The 15,699-nt window shown below is 31.9% G+C and carries 13 protein-coding genes; all 13 read right to left on the bottom strand.

What is annotated here, in order from left to right; all coding sequences use genetic code 11:
* Positions 1–59: 59 nt before the first annotated feature.
* Positions 60–1,565: an NADH-quinone oxidoreductase subunit NuoN gene (gene nuoN, locus M9397_RS00205; RefSeq protein WP_250226976.1), complete on the bottom strand. Its 1,506-nt coding sequence runs from the start codon at positions 1,563–1,565 to the stop codon at positions 60–62.
* Positions 1,566–1,601: 36 nt separating this feature from the next.
* The gene (nuoM, locus tag M9397_RS00200) at positions 1,602–3,149 is read right to left on the bottom strand and encodes an NADH-quinone oxidoreductase subunit M (protein WP_250226975.1); all 1,548 of its coding nucleotides are present in this window, start codon (positions 3,147–3,149) and stop codon (positions 1,602–1,604) included.
* An 84-nt stretch (positions 3,150–3,233) separates the two neighbouring features.
* The gene (gene nuoL, locus M9397_RS00195; protein WP_250226974.1) at positions 3,234–5,126 is read right to left on the bottom strand and encodes an NADH-quinone oxidoreductase subunit L; all 1,893 of its coding nucleotides are present in this window, start codon (positions 5,124–5,126) and stop codon (positions 3,234–3,236) included.
* Complete coding sequence (gene nuoK, locus M9397_RS00190) at positions 5,123–5,425, bottom strand: NADH-quinone oxidoreductase subunit NuoK (RefSeq protein ID WP_250226973.1); 303 nt, start codon at positions 5,423–5,425, stop codon at positions 5,123–5,125. Before nuoK ends, nuoL begins: the two co-directional genes overlap by 4 nt.
* A gap of 17 nt (positions 5,426–5,442) precedes the next feature.
* Entirely contained in the window at positions 5,443–5,973 is a 531-nt protein-coding gene (gene nuoJ / locus M9397_RS00185) for an NADH-quinone oxidoreductase subunit J (RefSeq protein ID WP_250226972.1), read from the bottom strand.
* Between the two features lie 30 nt (positions 5,974–6,003).
* A complete protein-coding gene (gene nuoI / locus M9397_RS00180; protein ID WP_250227220.1) occupies positions 6,004–6,546 on the bottom strand; it encodes an NADH-quinone oxidoreductase subunit NuoI in 543 nt (180 codons plus the stop codon).
* A gap of 31 nt (positions 6,547–6,577) precedes the next feature.
* Positions 6,578–7,549 (bottom strand): NADH-quinone oxidoreductase subunit NuoH, encoded by a 972-nt coding sequence (gene nuoH, locus M9397_RS00175; protein ID WP_250226971.1) that lies wholly within the window; start codon positions 7,547–7,549, stop codon positions 6,578–6,580.
* On the bottom strand, positions 7,549–10,311 hold the full coding sequence (gene nuoG / locus M9397_RS00170) for an NADH-quinone oxidoreductase subunit NuoG (RefSeq protein ID WP_250227219.1): 2,763 nt from the start codon (positions 10,309–10,311) through the stop codon (positions 7,549–7,551). Before nuoG ends, nuoH begins: the two co-directional genes overlap by 1 nt.
* Positions 10,312–10,419: 108 nt before the next feature.
* Complete coding sequence (nuoF, locus tag M9397_RS00165; protein ID WP_250226970.1) at positions 10,420–11,751, bottom strand: NADH-quinone oxidoreductase subunit NuoF; 1,332 nt, start codon at positions 11,749–11,751, stop codon at positions 10,420–10,422.
* The gene (gene nuoE / locus M9397_RS00160; protein ID WP_250226969.1) at positions 11,748–12,272 is read right to left on the bottom strand and encodes an NADH-quinone oxidoreductase subunit NuoE; all 525 of its coding nucleotides are present in this window, start codon (positions 12,270–12,272) and stop codon (positions 11,748–11,750) included. Before nuoE ends, nuoF begins: the two co-directional genes overlap by 4 nt.
* 13 nt (positions 12,273–12,285) lie before the next feature.
* Positions 12,286–14,064, bottom strand: coding sequence for an NADH-quinone oxidoreductase subunit C/D (gene nuoC / locus M9397_RS00155; protein ID WP_250226968.1), 1,779 nt, complete (start codon positions 14,062–14,064; stop codon positions 12,286–12,288).
* 43 nt (positions 14,065–14,107) lie between these two features.
* The gene (locus tag M9397_RS00150) at positions 14,108–14,818 is read right to left on the bottom strand and encodes a NuoB/complex I 20 kDa subunit family protein (RefSeq protein WP_250259736.1); all 711 of its coding nucleotides are present in this window, start codon (positions 14,816–14,818) and stop codon (positions 14,108–14,110) included.
* Positions 14,784–15,197: an NADH-quinone oxidoreductase subunit A gene (gene ndhC, locus M9397_RS00145; protein WP_420022208.1), complete on the bottom strand. Its 414-nt coding sequence runs from the start codon at positions 15,195–15,197 to the stop codon at positions 14,784–14,786. The genes M9397_RS00150 and ndhC overlap by 35 nt, the downstream gene beginning before the upstream one ends.
* Between the last annotated feature and the right edge of the window lie 502 nt (positions 15,198–15,699).

Here is a 15,699-nt window from a genome sequence, read left to right as displayed (position 1 = left end):
GATTTGTTATTAGATACTGTACAACATAAAATCTTTCTAGTTACTACGCATTTTCATTATCAATATAATTCAAGAATATTGCCGTTTAGGCGCATGAAATCCATCAAATAAATCACAGGATTTGGATATAATCCTAAAAATAATATAAAAAAAGATACTATAATCACTATTATCCCATCAGGAGTAACACTCCAACTAAATAAAGAACAAGAGTTAATATTCAAACGATTTATAGGATTACGATATAAATTTATTATAATTCTTAAATAATAAAATATACTAATAACATTACTCATTGCTATACAAATAGTAAACCACCATAATTTACTATTTATTCCTAAAACAAACAAATAAAATTTCCCAATGAAACCTAATGTCATAGGTATACCCGCTAAAGATAATATAATAATCGTAAATAATACCGATAACACTGGATTTTTCCAAAAAAGACCACGATATACAAATAAAGAATCTATATTTGCGTTCTCTTTAGAATAAAAAAACGACATTATACTGATAACACCAAATGCACCAATACTAGTCAATACATAACTGATGAGATAAATACCGATCATTTCTAAAGCAATGGGATTCGCCTGTGATACTGCAATTACACCAATGAAAATATAACCTGTATGCGCAATTGAAGAATAGGCTAAAACCCGCTTAATATTATCTTGTTTAATAGCCATTAAATTACCAAACAATGTTGAGCAACATGCAATACTTGATAAAAATATACAAAATATCTGATTATATTGATCAGGAAATACCATAATCAATCGTGTCAATACAGCTATCATAGCTATTTTACTGCTAGTAGTTAGATACAATGATATTGAAGACGGCGCTCCTTGATATACATCAGGAGTCCACAAATGAAAAGGCACTAATGATAATTTAAACCCAAATCCAACCATCATCATACCTAATCCTATACTTGATATAAGTACAGGTTGATTCGATGTAATAATATGCAAACGCAACAATTGACTAATACTAGTAAAAGATAAAAAACCAGTTGCAGCATATATCAATGCTATACCAAATAATATAAATGATGAAGATACCCCAGATAATATAATATATTTAATACTTGCTTCTAAAGAAAATTTTTTAAAAAAAGAATAACCTATTAAACCAAATAACGGCAATGAGATCAGTTCTATTCCTAAAAATAATATTATCAAATGATTCGTAATTGTGAGTAGAATACCGCCAATACTAGAAATAAGTAATAATAAATAAAACTCATCACGATGATTACTTGGATAATTTAATAACCATTTATACGCCAATACGGCACTGGACAAACTAGAAACTAATACCAATATTGTATATAGTATAGAATAATTATCAACACATATCAATTGTAAAACATTTCGCACTCTTTGATCCCATACTAATCCAATCGATATCATCGATATACTAAATCCTAAAATTGTCAACACAGTATGTAAAAATAAATTGCGACGATATGCAATAGAAAGCATAATAATAACTGTTGTCGTTCCAATAATCAAAACAGGTAGCAATAAAATTATTTGTGTCCAATTTATTAACATAATAAATTAAGTCCCTATTATTGTTATAGTGTGTAATCACATTGAACAATTGTGTTCTTGTAACCAAACATAAAGATTATGCATTGTCATATATGAAGTATTCAAAATATATTGCGGGAAAAAACCAATTAAAAATATACATAATAATATTATTATAATAATGTTCTTTTCCCGTAGTGTCATATTTTGTAACAATCCCCCCTTATTGACAACACTACTAATCGATATTGGACCATAATATATACGCTGCATTAAAATAAGAGAATAAATTGACGACAATATTATTCCAAAAGAAGCTATTATTGTAGTTATAGGTGCTGCTCTAAAATTACCAAACAAAATGGTAATTTCTCCTATAAAATTTCCAGTACCAGGTAAACCAAGTGTTGCTGCTGCTAAACATAAAGAAAAAGCAGGCATTAAATGCATGCGACTCCATAACCCTCCCATCAAACGCATATCTCGGGTATGTGTTCGTTCATATAATTGACCACAAAGTATAAACATTCCAGAAACAGATAGACTATGAGAAATCATTTGTATAACAGCGCCCTGATATGATAATTGAGCACCACTATAAATTGCAATCAATACAAATCCCATATGAGATATACTGGTATATGCAATTAAACGTTTACAGTCAGTTTGTGCAAACGCCATAAAAGCTCCATAAAAAATATTCAGTAACCCCAAACACATAGCAATTGGAGCAAAAGATTTTGAAGCACAAGGAAATAACGGTAAAACAAATCGGAAAAATCCATAAGCTGCTGTTTTTATTAAAATTCCTGCTAAATCGACTGAACCAGCAGTAGGAGCTTGACCATGAACATCAGGCAACCAAACATGAAACGGAACAATTGGCATTTTTACTGCAAAAGCAAAAAAAAACCCTAACATAATCAAATATTCCATATGTACTGGAATCAATATATTCAATAGATCTTGATAATTAAATGACCACACGCCATGTATATCATGGTTTATGGAAACAAGAGTAATAATAGAAAGTAACATAAATAATCCGCTAAATTGAGTATAAACAACAAATTTAATAGCAGTATTAATACGATCACTTTTGTTAACCTCTTGATGCCCCCATAAAGATATCAAAAAATACATTGGAATCAGCATTATTTCCCAGAAAAAAAAGAATAAAAACATATCAATCGACAAAAAAACACCAATAACCCCACCTAAAATCCACAATAAATTAAGATAAAAAAGACCTTGATAACGCTGAATCTCACACCAAGAACATAACACCGCCATACACCCTAACAATCCAGTTAATGTCACCATTAACAAAGAAAATCCATCCAATGCTAAGTGGACGCTAATTCCAAATCTTGGAACCCAAGGATATATATATTCTAATTGCCATCGAGCAAGCATATGTTCTGTTGGTGGATACACATTTAATAAATCATGGCACTTATACTTCCACAAAAAAACAATAGTAATAAGTGTTATGCTCATTCCAGATAAAGCAACCCAACGCGGCACCCAATCTCCAATACGCTCTGACTGCCAACATAACAACCCAAAAATAAGAGGAATAAGTATTAAAATAACTAATAACATACTACTTTTTATTTTTCCCACTTAACATATATACATTAAATATTTATATTTTCTCATGTTATAAATCAATAATGTCACATTGATTTATATACGATCATTAGTTAGTATCATAATTAATATTATAGCTGCCCCTATATTGATCGATACTATGTACCAATTAAGTTTACCATTTTCACTACATATCAAACCATTCCTAAGCCAACAGAATAATGATACGATAACATTCACGATTACATCAACTGGATCAGAATGAGATAATTTTTTTGTTATAAATAAATATGGTTTTACAAATATCAATTTATAAAACCAGTCAAATCCCCAACCATAGTAACATAGTAATACTATATATCGTTCTATTACTTCTGTTAAACGAGGTTTAATAATCTGTTTTGTGGCCCTACACACAGAATCCATCCAAAAAAATAATGCCATCCAAATACCAAAAATCACCAAAAATCCTAATATTATTTCAAAGTATATTTTACTATGATTGCACACCTCGCCAACGTTAACAACTATAGTATTTGTTAACAACGGTAATTTTATCCACCCACCAATAAACGTTGATAACAATAATAATAAAATTAAGGATAAATTTTGAATGATATTATTACATACACTCGGATCTATTTTTTTTTCACCATGAAACACAATAAAAATCATTCTGAACGTATAAATAGGCGTTAAAAACACTCCTATTAGTCCAGAGAATAGAAAAAAATAATCATGATTAGCCAATGTTTTTAACATAATCATTTCTTTTGAATAGACTCCAGCAGTAACTATAGGTACTCCAGATAAGGATGCCCCGCCTATTAAAAAACAAACGTAAATCAAAGGTACAAATTTATATAATCCTCCCATTTTAAAAATATTTTGTTCATTTCTGCAAGCATAAGTTAATGATCCCGCAGATAAAAACAATAATGCTTTAAAAAAAGAATGTGTTACTAAATGAAATATAGCTGCATCCCAATGTCGCCCTCCAAGCGCTAAAAACATATATCCTATTTGGCTTATAGTAGAATACGCTAAAATTTTTTTAATATTACTTTGAAATAATGCTGAACAACTAAATAAAACTACAGTTAATGAACCGATAACACCAGTCAAGTACAAAATATTTGGAGTCATCAAAAAAAATTTATTCATACGAATTATTAAATACACACCAGAAGTAACCATGGTAGCCGCATGAATCAGAGCTGAAACTGGAGATGGACCAACCATAGCGCTAATTAACCAATTTTGTAAAGGTAACTGAGCTGATTTACCTATTGCTCCAATAAGTAACATAAAAGATATCAATGTAACATTATTATTATTAAAAAAATAAGACGATGAATATTTTAGTTCTAATGTTAGTAATTTATTAAAACTCAAAGTATGATATTGATCATAAATCATGAATAATGCACATATTAAACATATGTCTCCAAAACGAGTCATAATCAATGATTTTAATGCTGCTATTCCATTTCTAGCATCAGAATAATAAAATCCAATTAATAAATAACTACACAAACCTACGCCTTCCCATCCAACATACATCAATAATAAATTATCTGAAAGGACCAACAACACCATATTTGCCATAAATAAATTAGTATAAGCAAAAAAACGAGAATATCCTTCACATCCACTCATATACCAAGCGGCATATAAATGGATGATAAATCCAACTCCAATAACTACTGATAACATAATCAGAGACAACCCATCCAATCTCAGTGCTACAGTAATAGATAAAGCATTAATAGTAAACCAATTCCAAAGTTCCTGCACAAAAACGAAAGTGACATCATGATCAAAATTACAATAAAAATCAAATATGATACATATAGCAACAAGCACTGATATACCTACCGTGCCTACTCCTATTAAAGAAGAAGTATGTTCTGACCATTTTCCTTGAGAAATAGCTAAAGTAATAAATCCTAATAATGGAAAGAGTATAGTTAAAAAAAGCAAATTCATCCACGCATCTCACTAATATTATCAATATGCAATGTATGATAACGACGATATAACTGAAGTAATAATGCTAAAGAAACTGCAGATTCAGAAGCAGATAAAGTAATGACTAAAATATACATAACTTGACCATCTGATTGCCCCAAACAAGATCCTACCATTACAAACGCCGAAGCAGCAGCATTAATCATAATTTCTAGCCCTAATAATATAAACAATAAATCACGTCTTATTATTATACCTATTAAGCCTAATATAAATAAAATTACAGATAAACCAAAAGCATTCGATAAAGGAATCATATTGTATATTCTTGTGATTAAATAGAATCAATGCAATCATCAGATAATTGATGTTTTTGAGATAAATGAAACACAGAAATCAACGAACTTAATAATAAAAATGATGCTAATTCCACCATTAATATATATGGACCAAATAATGCGACACCGACCTGTTTTGAGTCTACTACTGATTTGTTTATATTTATCAAATCATCTTGTAGACCAAAGGATATATACAATAAAATTAAAAACAAAATACCTATCAACAAAACAGAACCACAACATAATATGGGGTTGAAAAATCTACTTTTTTTCTGCATACCAAATATAGTAGTTTTCATATTTAACATCATTATCGCAAATACGAATAAAATCATAATAGCTCCGGCATAAACAATAACTTCCACGAAAGCAGCAAACGATGCTCCTAAAGAAAAAAAATTGCACGATATAGATAAAAACGAAACTATTAAATATAATAAAGCATGCATTGGATGGTAATGTAATATTACACATACCGTAGATAATATCGCCGTAATTCCGGACATATAAAATAAAGTCGTCATACCACACCTCCATCGACTGTCACTTTAAAATCAAGGTAATATGTTTTTAACATTTATGGGCTTTGATTCTTTTACGGCATCCCCCTTTTTTTTATCTAATATTTCTTTACCAGAAAATTGATAAAAATCATACTCTAAATATTTACCAGGACCCGATATTAACAAATCAGACTTTTCATACACCAAATCATGTCTTTTAAAATCACTCATTTCAAAATCTGGCGTCAATTGAATGGCTGCTGTGGGACATGCCTCTTCACACATACCACAAAAAATACATCTTGAAAAATTTATTCTAAAAAATTCTGGATACCACCGACCACTTTCAGATTCACTTTTTTTTAAAGAAATACACCCTACTGGACAAGCTACAGCACATAAATTACAAGCTACACAACGTTCTTGACCTGAAGAATCCCGAGTTAATACAATTCGGCCACGATACCTAGGTGAAGGGATATACGGAACATCAGGATACATTTGAGTTTCTCGTTTACTAAATGCTCGTATTCCTATCATCCAAATACTGCGTAATATCGAACCAATGTCTATAAAAATCTTTTTTAAATTCATCATAATATATTTAATTAACCTATCTTAAAAATTATAATAAAATAACAACAGCAGTACTTAATAAATTAAACAACGTCAACGGTAAAAAAATCTTCCAACCTATCAACATAACTTGATCGTAACGTGGACGAGGTAACGCTGCTCGTATCAATATAAATAAAATCAACAATAAAAAAGTTTTAGTAATAAACCAAATAATAGGAGGCAACCAAGGCCCTTGCCATCCACCAAAAAACAATGTTACGATAAACGAAGAAACGACGATCATGCTAATATATTCAGAAATAAAAAATAAACTAAATTTAATACCAGAATATTCAATATGATAACCATCTGCCAATTCTTGTTCTGATTCTGGTTGATCAAATGGATGTCTATGACACAAAGCCATTCCCGCTAAAAAAAAGGTAATAAATCCCACAAATTGAGGAATTACATTCCATAAATATAGTTGATCTTCTACTATATTTTTTAGATTAAACGATCCAGATTTAGCAACGACACCCATTGTAGATAATCCCAAAAACACTTCATAACTAAGAGTTTGAGCTGCAGCACGAACAGCTCCAATCAAAGCATATTTGTTGTTGCTTGCCCACCCTGCAAGCAACACCGAATAAACCATTAACCCTGCTATCATAAGAAAAAATAATACACCAATATTACAATCCCATATTACCCATGTGGGAGTAAAAGGAATAATCAATACACTCATTAATGATGAAACAAAAGCTATCACTGGAGCTAAAACAAATACGATACGATCAGAAAATGGAGGGATCCAGTCCTCTTTAAACATGACTTTAATTAAATCAGCCCATAATTGTAATAAACCATTCCAACCTACTCTATTAGGACCATAACGACTTTGAAATAACGCTAATAATCTACGTTCTAAAAAGCTCATGTATGCACCACAAGCAACTACGATTAACAAAATAATTACCGCATGAAAAATAGAAGAAAAACAATGTTTTATAACAACTTCTGACGAACTAAACATCACAATAATACTCCTTGAACATCTTGCGCATACATACCAGATAAAAATAAAGGAATATTTGGAAAACCCAAAGGTAATCCAATATGGCCTATAGGTAAATGAATACTAAATTTAATCGGTAAACATAAAATTCGATCAGCACAGGTAAATTTAAGCAACATATTCTTCTTTATTTTTAATTCTAACGCATCTGATTGATTGAGCATTACATAAGGATGTGGCATGCAAGCTTGAATATGCTTAGATCGCTGAGAAGTTTCTTCGCTACCCAACAGATGCCAATAAGGCGCTATCAACCACCGATCAACATTTTTCATAATTTTAAAATACTGAGGAATCATATCAAACCAATTCCATGTAGCATCCTGTTCAGTGCTCAATACACGTGTCCCAGGATTACCAGAATGTAAATGCCCCCCTACTTTATCTTGAAATTTATTCCATGCTTGCGGAGAATTCCATCCCGGAGCCCATGCAAACGCTACTTGTTTATGAGAAGATTGAACGTTATGATTACCTTCCATAGAAAAAGAAAACATCGTATCAGCATCTTGCGATATATAAGGTTCATGTACGTCAACGTTCGCATATATCGCTGTACGTCCACTATAACGATGCGGTGCACGAGCTAATTTTTGACCATATATACGAAATGATGCATCCGGAGATGCCTGTTTAATTCTAACTAACTTTGGAAAATAATAAATAATAGCATCTATAACATGATCAATGTTCAAAGTGTTTTTTCTAAAATAATTTATATAATAATCATGTATTAAATATAACCATCTCCAACTTTCTAAAATAACTGTATTTTTTTCATAATTTTGCGGCTTATATAAACGAAAAAATCTCTGTGCGCGCCCTTCATAATTAATCACAGTACCATCGCTTTCAACAAAATTAGCAGCGGGTAAAACTAAATTTGCTTTCTCTTGAACCAAATTATATTGATGATCTAACACAATTAAATAATTAACCTTATTTAAAGCAACATCAACTTGATTTGCCTGTGCATGACGATACAAATCGCTTTCTAATACGATCAAACCAACGGATGAAGTCTTAGGAGTATTACAAATATCCGCAATAGCAGCCTCTAAACTTTTTTTTCCTAACATTACTAAACCTATACTATTTACTTCACCTACAATAAAAGTAATTCCAACTTCACTCCCACGATTTTTTAAAGCACGAGCAATATTTGCTGCTGAAGCAATCAATTCCTTACTACCTGCATTACTGCCTGAAATAATTAGCGGCTTATGCGCTTCCATTAATTTTTTTACAACTATATCTAATTTATCATTTAGTTTAGAATCAAAATCTTTCACCTCAGGAGCTGTATGATCCAATGCATGCGCAATAGCAAAACCAAAACGTGCTTGATTTTGTACTGAATCATAATATGTTAATGTAGCAACATCGTCTAATTTAGTTTTATCGATCCCAGTTATTAATATATTATTTGTAATACCTTGAGAACTATTTATAACAGCCGCAGATTGCCAATCAAAAATTCCTTGAGCTTCTGCATTTTCACGGAATTTCCCTTTAGCAGCCTGCCGTATCGACAACGCCACTCGTGCTCCAGTTTGCGTTAGATCCTCTCCTAATATCAATATTGTATCATAACTTTCTACTTCACGTAATGACGGAACATAAATGCCACTATTACATAGTATTTCAATTATTAATAACAATCGCTCTTGTTCAAAATTATTTATCCCATTATAAAAATTATCTGGCCCTACTAATTTTAGTAAAGCAAAATTACTTTCCATACTGGCGCGAGAAGATCCAATTCCAATTATCCGATTACAATTATATCTTAATCTATCAGCAGCCTCTTGTATCGCTTGTCTTTCATTCAACATCACCCAACCATCTCCATCTCCTTGCTTATTCGAGGGGATTTTAGGTCTACCATTAATATTGACATAATCACATCCAAATCGACCACGATCACACAAAAAATAACTATTAATATTACCATTATAACGATTTTCAACGCGACACAACTTCCCGTAACGCTCACCTACAATAATATTACATCCAATACTACATTGTTGACAAATACTCGGCGCAAAAATCATATCCCATTTACGGGTATAATTCTTTGATTGTGTCTTATCAGTAAACACTCCAGTAGGACATATCTCTATTAAATTTCCAGAAAACTCACTTTGTAACATACCATCTTGCACTCGTCCAAAATAAATGTTATCATGTACTCCGAATACCCCTAAATCATCGCCACCAGCATAATCATTATAATATCGCACGCAACGATAACAAGTAATACATCTATTCATTTCATGTCCAATAAACGGGCCTAAATATTGATTATAATGTGTACGCTTATTGAACCTATAACGACGATAATTGTGTCCAACCATTGCTGTCATATCTTGAAGATGACAACTACCTCCTTCTTCACATATCGGACAATCATGAGGATGATTTATCATTAACAATTCTAATATATCTTTTCTAAATTCTTCTACCTCATGATCAAAAATAGTAATAAAACTACCATCTGATACCGGTGTCATGCAAGACATCACTAAATGACCTTTCGTATCTTTTATTTGTCCTTCAAAATGTTGTTTCACTGCACATTGCCTACAAGCTCCGACACTACCTAAAGCAGGATGCCAACAAAAATAAGGAATGTCGAACCCAAGAGACAGACACGTTTCTAGTATATTTTTTGAGTCTTCCACTGTATACTGTTTTCCTTCTATATAAATAGAAATCATCATTTTTATATACCAATTTTATTATATGCCTGCATAAAATATAAAAATTATCAATGTACATAACATGTACATGTTGATATATCAACAATTACAACTATTTATACAAATTTAATCAATTTGCACACAATTAATACGATTCCTTTCCTGTTGATAAAATTTATAAATACCTAATTCAAATTCATTTCTAAAATATTTTAAAGCACTTTTCAAAGGTTCCATAGCTCCTGGAGCATGAGCACAAAAAGTTCTCCCTGGCCCGAGTATACAGCACAATTTCTCTAATAGTTCTATGTCTCCAGGCTTGGCATCTTTATTTTCTAAAGAAATCAATAATTTCACTATCCACGGTAAACCCTCTCTACAAGGAGTACACCAACCACAAGATTCTCGAGAAAAAAACTCTTCTAAATTACGCACTAAAGACACCATATTTATAGTACTATCTATTGCTATTGCCATACCGGTTCCAAATCTACTACCAGCAATAGCTATATTCTCAAAATCCATAGGTATGTCTAAATGATCTTGAGTTAAAAAATCTGTACTTACACCCCCAGGTTGCCATGCTTTTAAAGAAAAACCAGGACACATCCCCTGGGAATAATCTTCTAAAATTTCTCTAGCAGTCGTACCAAAAGGCAGCTCCCAAACCCCTGGATTTTTTACTCTACCAGAAAATCCCATTAGTTTTGTACCTGAATCATTGCTTTTTTTAGAAGAAATGTTTCTATACCACGCGATCCCATTTTCAATAATACCTGGAACATTACATAATGTTTCAACATTATTAACACATGTAGGTTTCCCCCACAATCCTACATGACTTGGAAAAGGTGGTTTAGCACGTGGTACTGCTCGACGACCTTCTAAAGCATTAATCAACGCCGTTTCTTCTCCACAAATATACCTTCCAGCTCCTGTATGTAAGAATAACTCAAAATTAAACTCACTGTTCAAAACATTTTTACCAATCAATCCAATCGATTTCATCTCAGCAATAGCACGAGTTAAATATTCAGCTACGATTGTATATTCATATCTCAAAAAAATATACGCTCGCGATGCTCTTACAGCATAACTTGCAATTAATATACCTTCTAATAATAAATGAGGCAAACGTTCCATCAAAAATCGATCTTTATAAGTTCCTGGTTCCATTTCATCCGCATTACAAACTAAATAACGAGAACAACTTGACTTATTTTGAGACATCATGGACCATTTTATTCCGGTAACAAACCCCCCTCCACCACGACCTCTTAATCCTGAATTCTTCACTAACTCAATAATCTCTTCTGGAGACATGCAAGTAATAGCTTTATACGCAGCTTGATACCCATTTTTAGATTTATATTCATGCACCCATACTGGTTGTTTATCGTCACGTATTCTCCAAGTAAGTGGATTATTTTCTGATCTAGTATCGTAAATCTTTTTCATCGATACTTTCCTAACAACTTTTTAATTGTTTCTGGAGCTATACAAGAATAAATATCTTTGTTTATCATGATGACTGGAGCTCTATCACAAACACCTAAACAACAAGTAGGTAATAAGGTAAAGCGATTATCTACAGTTGTACTACCCACTGTAACATTTAATAAATATATTAAAGTATTTCTAATTTTTTCACACCCAATCAAATAACATACTACACTATCACAATACCTAATGATATGACGACCCACCGGCTGACGAAAAATTTGACTATAAAATGTAGCGACACCTTCTAAATCGGCAGCAGAAATACGTAATATTTTAGCAATCAATATAATTGCTTCATCTGGTACCCATCCATGATTTTTTTGAATAATTTTTAAAGCTTCAACAGAAGCGGCACGTGTATCTTCATAATGTGTACATTCTTCTTGAATAGCATCACATTCTTCTTGACTTAATTGAAACACATCATGATTGTCCAAATCAGTAAACGACATATTATTAATTTCAATATTGCTCATATTTCTCCGTTTCTTAACGATCTACATCAGACATAACAAAGTCAATACTACCCAAATAAACAATCAAATCGGATATTAAACTACCGCGAATAACATGTGGAATCTGTTGTAAATGAGGAAAACTAGGAGTACGAATACGAGTACGATAACTCATAGTATTCCCATCACTAATTAAATAATAACTATTAATACCTTTTGTGGCTTCAATCATCTGAAAGGATTCATTAGCTGGGATAACAGGACCCCATGATACTTGAAGAAAATGCGTAATAAGAGTCTCTATATGTTGTAGAGCATATTCTTTCATAGGAGGAGTAGATAAAGGGTGATCTGATTTAAATGGACCCACTGGCATGTTTTTCAAACATTGTTCCAAAATACGTATACTTTGATATATTTCTTCTACTTTCAACATTACTCGACTGTAAGAGTCACTAATACCATTTCCTATTGGCACATCGAAATCAAAATTCTCATATCCAGAATAAGGACGTGACTTACGTATGTCAAACTCAACACCAGTAGCACGTAATCCGGCTCCAGTTACCCCCCAATCTAATGCGTCCTTAGCATTATATGCGCCAATACCGCACGCTCGTTTTTTTAATATACCGTTTTCTAACGCTGACTTAACATAAAAAGAAACACGACTTGGAATCCAATCCAGACATTTTCTTAATAAACACTCCCAACCTCTAGGTAAATCGTGAGCGACCCCTCCAATACGAAACCATGCCGGATGCATACGTGATCCGGTAATTGCTTCAATAACATCATAAATCTTTTGTCTATCAGTAAACGCTAAAAAAACTGGAGACATAGCACCTACATCTTGTAAATAAGTACTGATATATAACAAATGGCTATTAATTCTAAATAATTCAGACAGCATAACACGGATCACTTTTACCCTATCCGGCACTGTGATTCCAGCAAGTTTTTCGACAGCTAATATATAAGGCATTTCGTTGACGCAACCCCCTAAATACTCAATGCGATCAGTATAAGGAATGTAACTGTGCCAAGTTTGTCGTTCCCCCATTTTTTCGGCACCGCGATGATGGTAACCAATATCTGGAACACAATCTATAATTTCTTCCCCATTTAATTGCAAAATAATACGAAATACTCCATGCACTGAAGGATGATTAGGTCCTAAATTAAGAAACATAAAATTTTCACGCTTACTATGTTTATGCATGCCCCATTCTTCGGGATTAAATAATAATCCTTCCATTGCTAAATCCTCTTTTTGTTTTGTAAGAGTAAAAGGATTAAACTCTGTAGCACGAGCTGGATATTCTTTTCGTAACGGATATCCATCCCAGTTTTTTGGCATAATTATACGCGTTAAATTAGGATGCTGATCAAAATGAATTCCGAACATTTCCCACGTTTCCCGTTCATACCAATTCGCATTTGTAAATAAAGACACTATTGTGTGTACGTGCAACGACTCCTCCATCAAAGGAACTTTTATTATTATATCATCATTACGTGATATAGAAATTAAATGATAAAATACTGTAAAATCTGATTCTGGCAATCCTTCGCGATGTATACGCAACCTTTCATCTATTCCATGTAAGTCATATAACATAATATACGGTTTTGATATTGTTTTTAAAAACGTCAATATCGGAATCACCATTTCACGTTTTATCCAAATTATTAAAATTCCAGTATGAGTAGGTTGTAGCGCAAAATCTATAGAACTAAATACAGAGAATAAATCATCTAATATTGGGTAAATATTTCTAATTGAAGACGCATCTGTCAAATCATTATGCATAATATCTACCAATTTATAATTATTACCAAACTCTTAATCTTGATTAAGTCTCATTGTTTTGTTTTGAATATACATCAAGTTCATCATCTGGAGAAGAAAAAATAGTTTCTGCAACACGAGTATTATGTTTACGTTGACGTTCTGATTGCATGTTTCTCCTATATATTCCCCCGTCTCCTAACACCCAAGAAAGTGGACGTCGTTCTTCATTGATAGATTTTTTTAACAATAACAACGCTTGAATATACGCTTCAGGTCTAGGAGGACATCCAGGGATATAAATGTCCACGGGAAGAAATTTATCTACTCCTTGCACTACAGAATAAATATCATACATACCTCCGGAATTCGCACAAGCCCCCATAGAAATTACCCACTTAGGCTCCAACATTTGATCATATAATCGTTGTATTACTGGCACCATTTTAATAAACGGAGTACCCGCTATAACCATAAAATCCGCTTGACGAGGAGATGCGCGCAGCACTTCTGAACCAAACCGTGCAACATCATGTATTGCAGTGAACGCAGTAGTCATTTCAACATAACAACAAGATAATCCAAAATTATAAGGCCATAAAGAATTACTTCGTCCCCAATTAACAATTTTATGTAAAAAAGCACTTAATTTTCCAAAAATAACATTTCGTTGAATATTCTTTTCTAAAGGATCTTCCGTGACCTTCTTATCTTGAAGAGGATATTGCTCAACTTCACTATTATTTGTTCGAGCTGTCGTTAAAGTATATTTCATATCTGCTGCCTTTTATTACTTTTTTTAAACATCTTGAGGTATCAACATTAAAATAATCTACATTATGAACATATCGTGAAGATTCTTCTACCCAATCAAACATACCAATTCTTGTTAAATATAGCAAACTCACTAATAAAATAAAAATAAAAACAAACATCTCAATAAATCCTATCCAACCCACATCTCGTATAGATATAGCCCAAGCATATACATATATTCCTTCTACATCAAAAATCACAAACAACATCGCAACTAAATAAAATTTAATAGAGAATGGTATTCTAGCATTCCCTATGGATTTAATTCCCGATTCAAACGGCACGTTTTTAAAACGTGAACTTGAACGTCCTCCCATAAGATATCCACAGGACAACATAAAAATACATAAAAATAAGATACCAACTACATATCCTATTAAACCCCAATGACAAGTATCACACAAATTTATATACCTTCTTTTTTGTTATCGAATACTAAATTGATACCAAATTATAAGTTTAACTGATAAAAAAATAAATATTCAAATTTTTACTTGAATATTTATTAATCAAGATCCATATATGGCGATTTATTTCATAATTTACTTAATTTATCTAATCTATAACACTATTTACTATATGCATTTGGATTTAATATAAATTTCAACTAACAAATCACATAAAAGATATATACATATTATACAGTACCATTGTAATTGTATCCTACATTACATATAGTAATCAGTGTTCATTCTATCTTATGAGCAAAATATAGATAATAAATATTTTAATTATGTGTACATATATAGAGCATCACAATTAAATAATCTACTTAAATTAATTAAAATTTAAAAACTCGATATACTACTATTACTATTATTCTTTCAAAAAATGCATTTG

Source organism: Blochmannia endosymbiont of Camponotus sp. C-003, from assembly GCF_023585685.1.
Classification (GTDB): domain Bacteria; phylum Pseudomonadota; class Gammaproteobacteria; order Enterobacterales; family Enterobacteriaceae; genus Blochmanniella.
This window is presented reverse-complemented; position numbering and strand designations above follow the sequence as displayed.

What these genes read in the sequence shown, in the direction of transcription:
- nuoM (WP_250226975.1), bottom strand. Translation starts at nt 3,149, where the DNA reads ATGTTATTAGTTATTTTAATACTTATTCCTCTTATTTTTGGGTTGTTA.
- nuoC (WP_250226968.1), bottom strand. Translation starts at nt 14,064, where the DNA reads ATGCATAATGATTTGACAGATGCGTCTTCAATTAGAAATATTTACCCA.
- ndhC (WP_420022208.1), bottom strand. Translation starts at nt 15,197, where the DNA reads ATGTTGTCCTGTGGATATCTTATGGGAGGACGTTCAAGTTCACGTTTT.
- M9397_RS00150 (WP_250259736.1), bottom strand. Translation starts at nt 14,818, where the DNA reads ATGAAATATACTTTAACGACAGCTCGAACAAATAATAGTGAAGTTGAG.
- nuoE (WP_250226969.1), bottom strand. Translation starts at nt 12,272, where the DNA reads ATGAGCAATATTGAAATTAATAATATGTCGTTTACTGATTTGGACAAT.
- nuoF (WP_250226970.1), bottom strand. Translation starts at nt 11,751, where the DNA reads ATGAAAAAGATTTACGATACTAGATCAGAAAATAATCCACTTACTTGG.
- nuoK (WP_250226973.1), bottom strand. Translation starts at nt 5,425, where the DNA reads ATGATTCCTTTATCGAATGCTTTTGGTTTATCTGTAATTTTATTTATA.
- nuoL (WP_250226974.1), bottom strand. Translation starts at nt 5,126, where the DNA reads ATGAATTTGCTTTTTTTAACTATACTCTTTCCATTATTAGGATTTATT.
- nuoH (WP_250226971.1), bottom strand. Translation starts at nt 7,549, where the DNA reads ATGTTTAGTTCGTCAGAAGTTGTTATAAAACATTGTTTTTCTTCTATT.
- nuoJ (WP_250226972.1), bottom strand. Translation starts at nt 5,973, where the DNA reads ATGACGACTTTATTTTATATGTCCGGAATTACGGCGATATTATCTACG.
- nuoI (WP_250227220.1), bottom strand. Translation starts at nt 6,546, where the DNA reads ATGAATTTAAAAAAGATTTTTATAGACATTGGTTCGATATTACGCAGT.
- nuoG (WP_250227219.1), bottom strand. Translation starts at nt 10,311, where the DNA reads ATGATTTCTATTTATATAGAAGGAAAACAGTATACAGTGGAAGACTCA.
- nuoN (WP_250226976.1), bottom strand. Translation starts at nt 1,565, where the DNA reads ATGTTAATAAATTGGACACAAATAATTTTATTGCTACCTGTTTTGATT.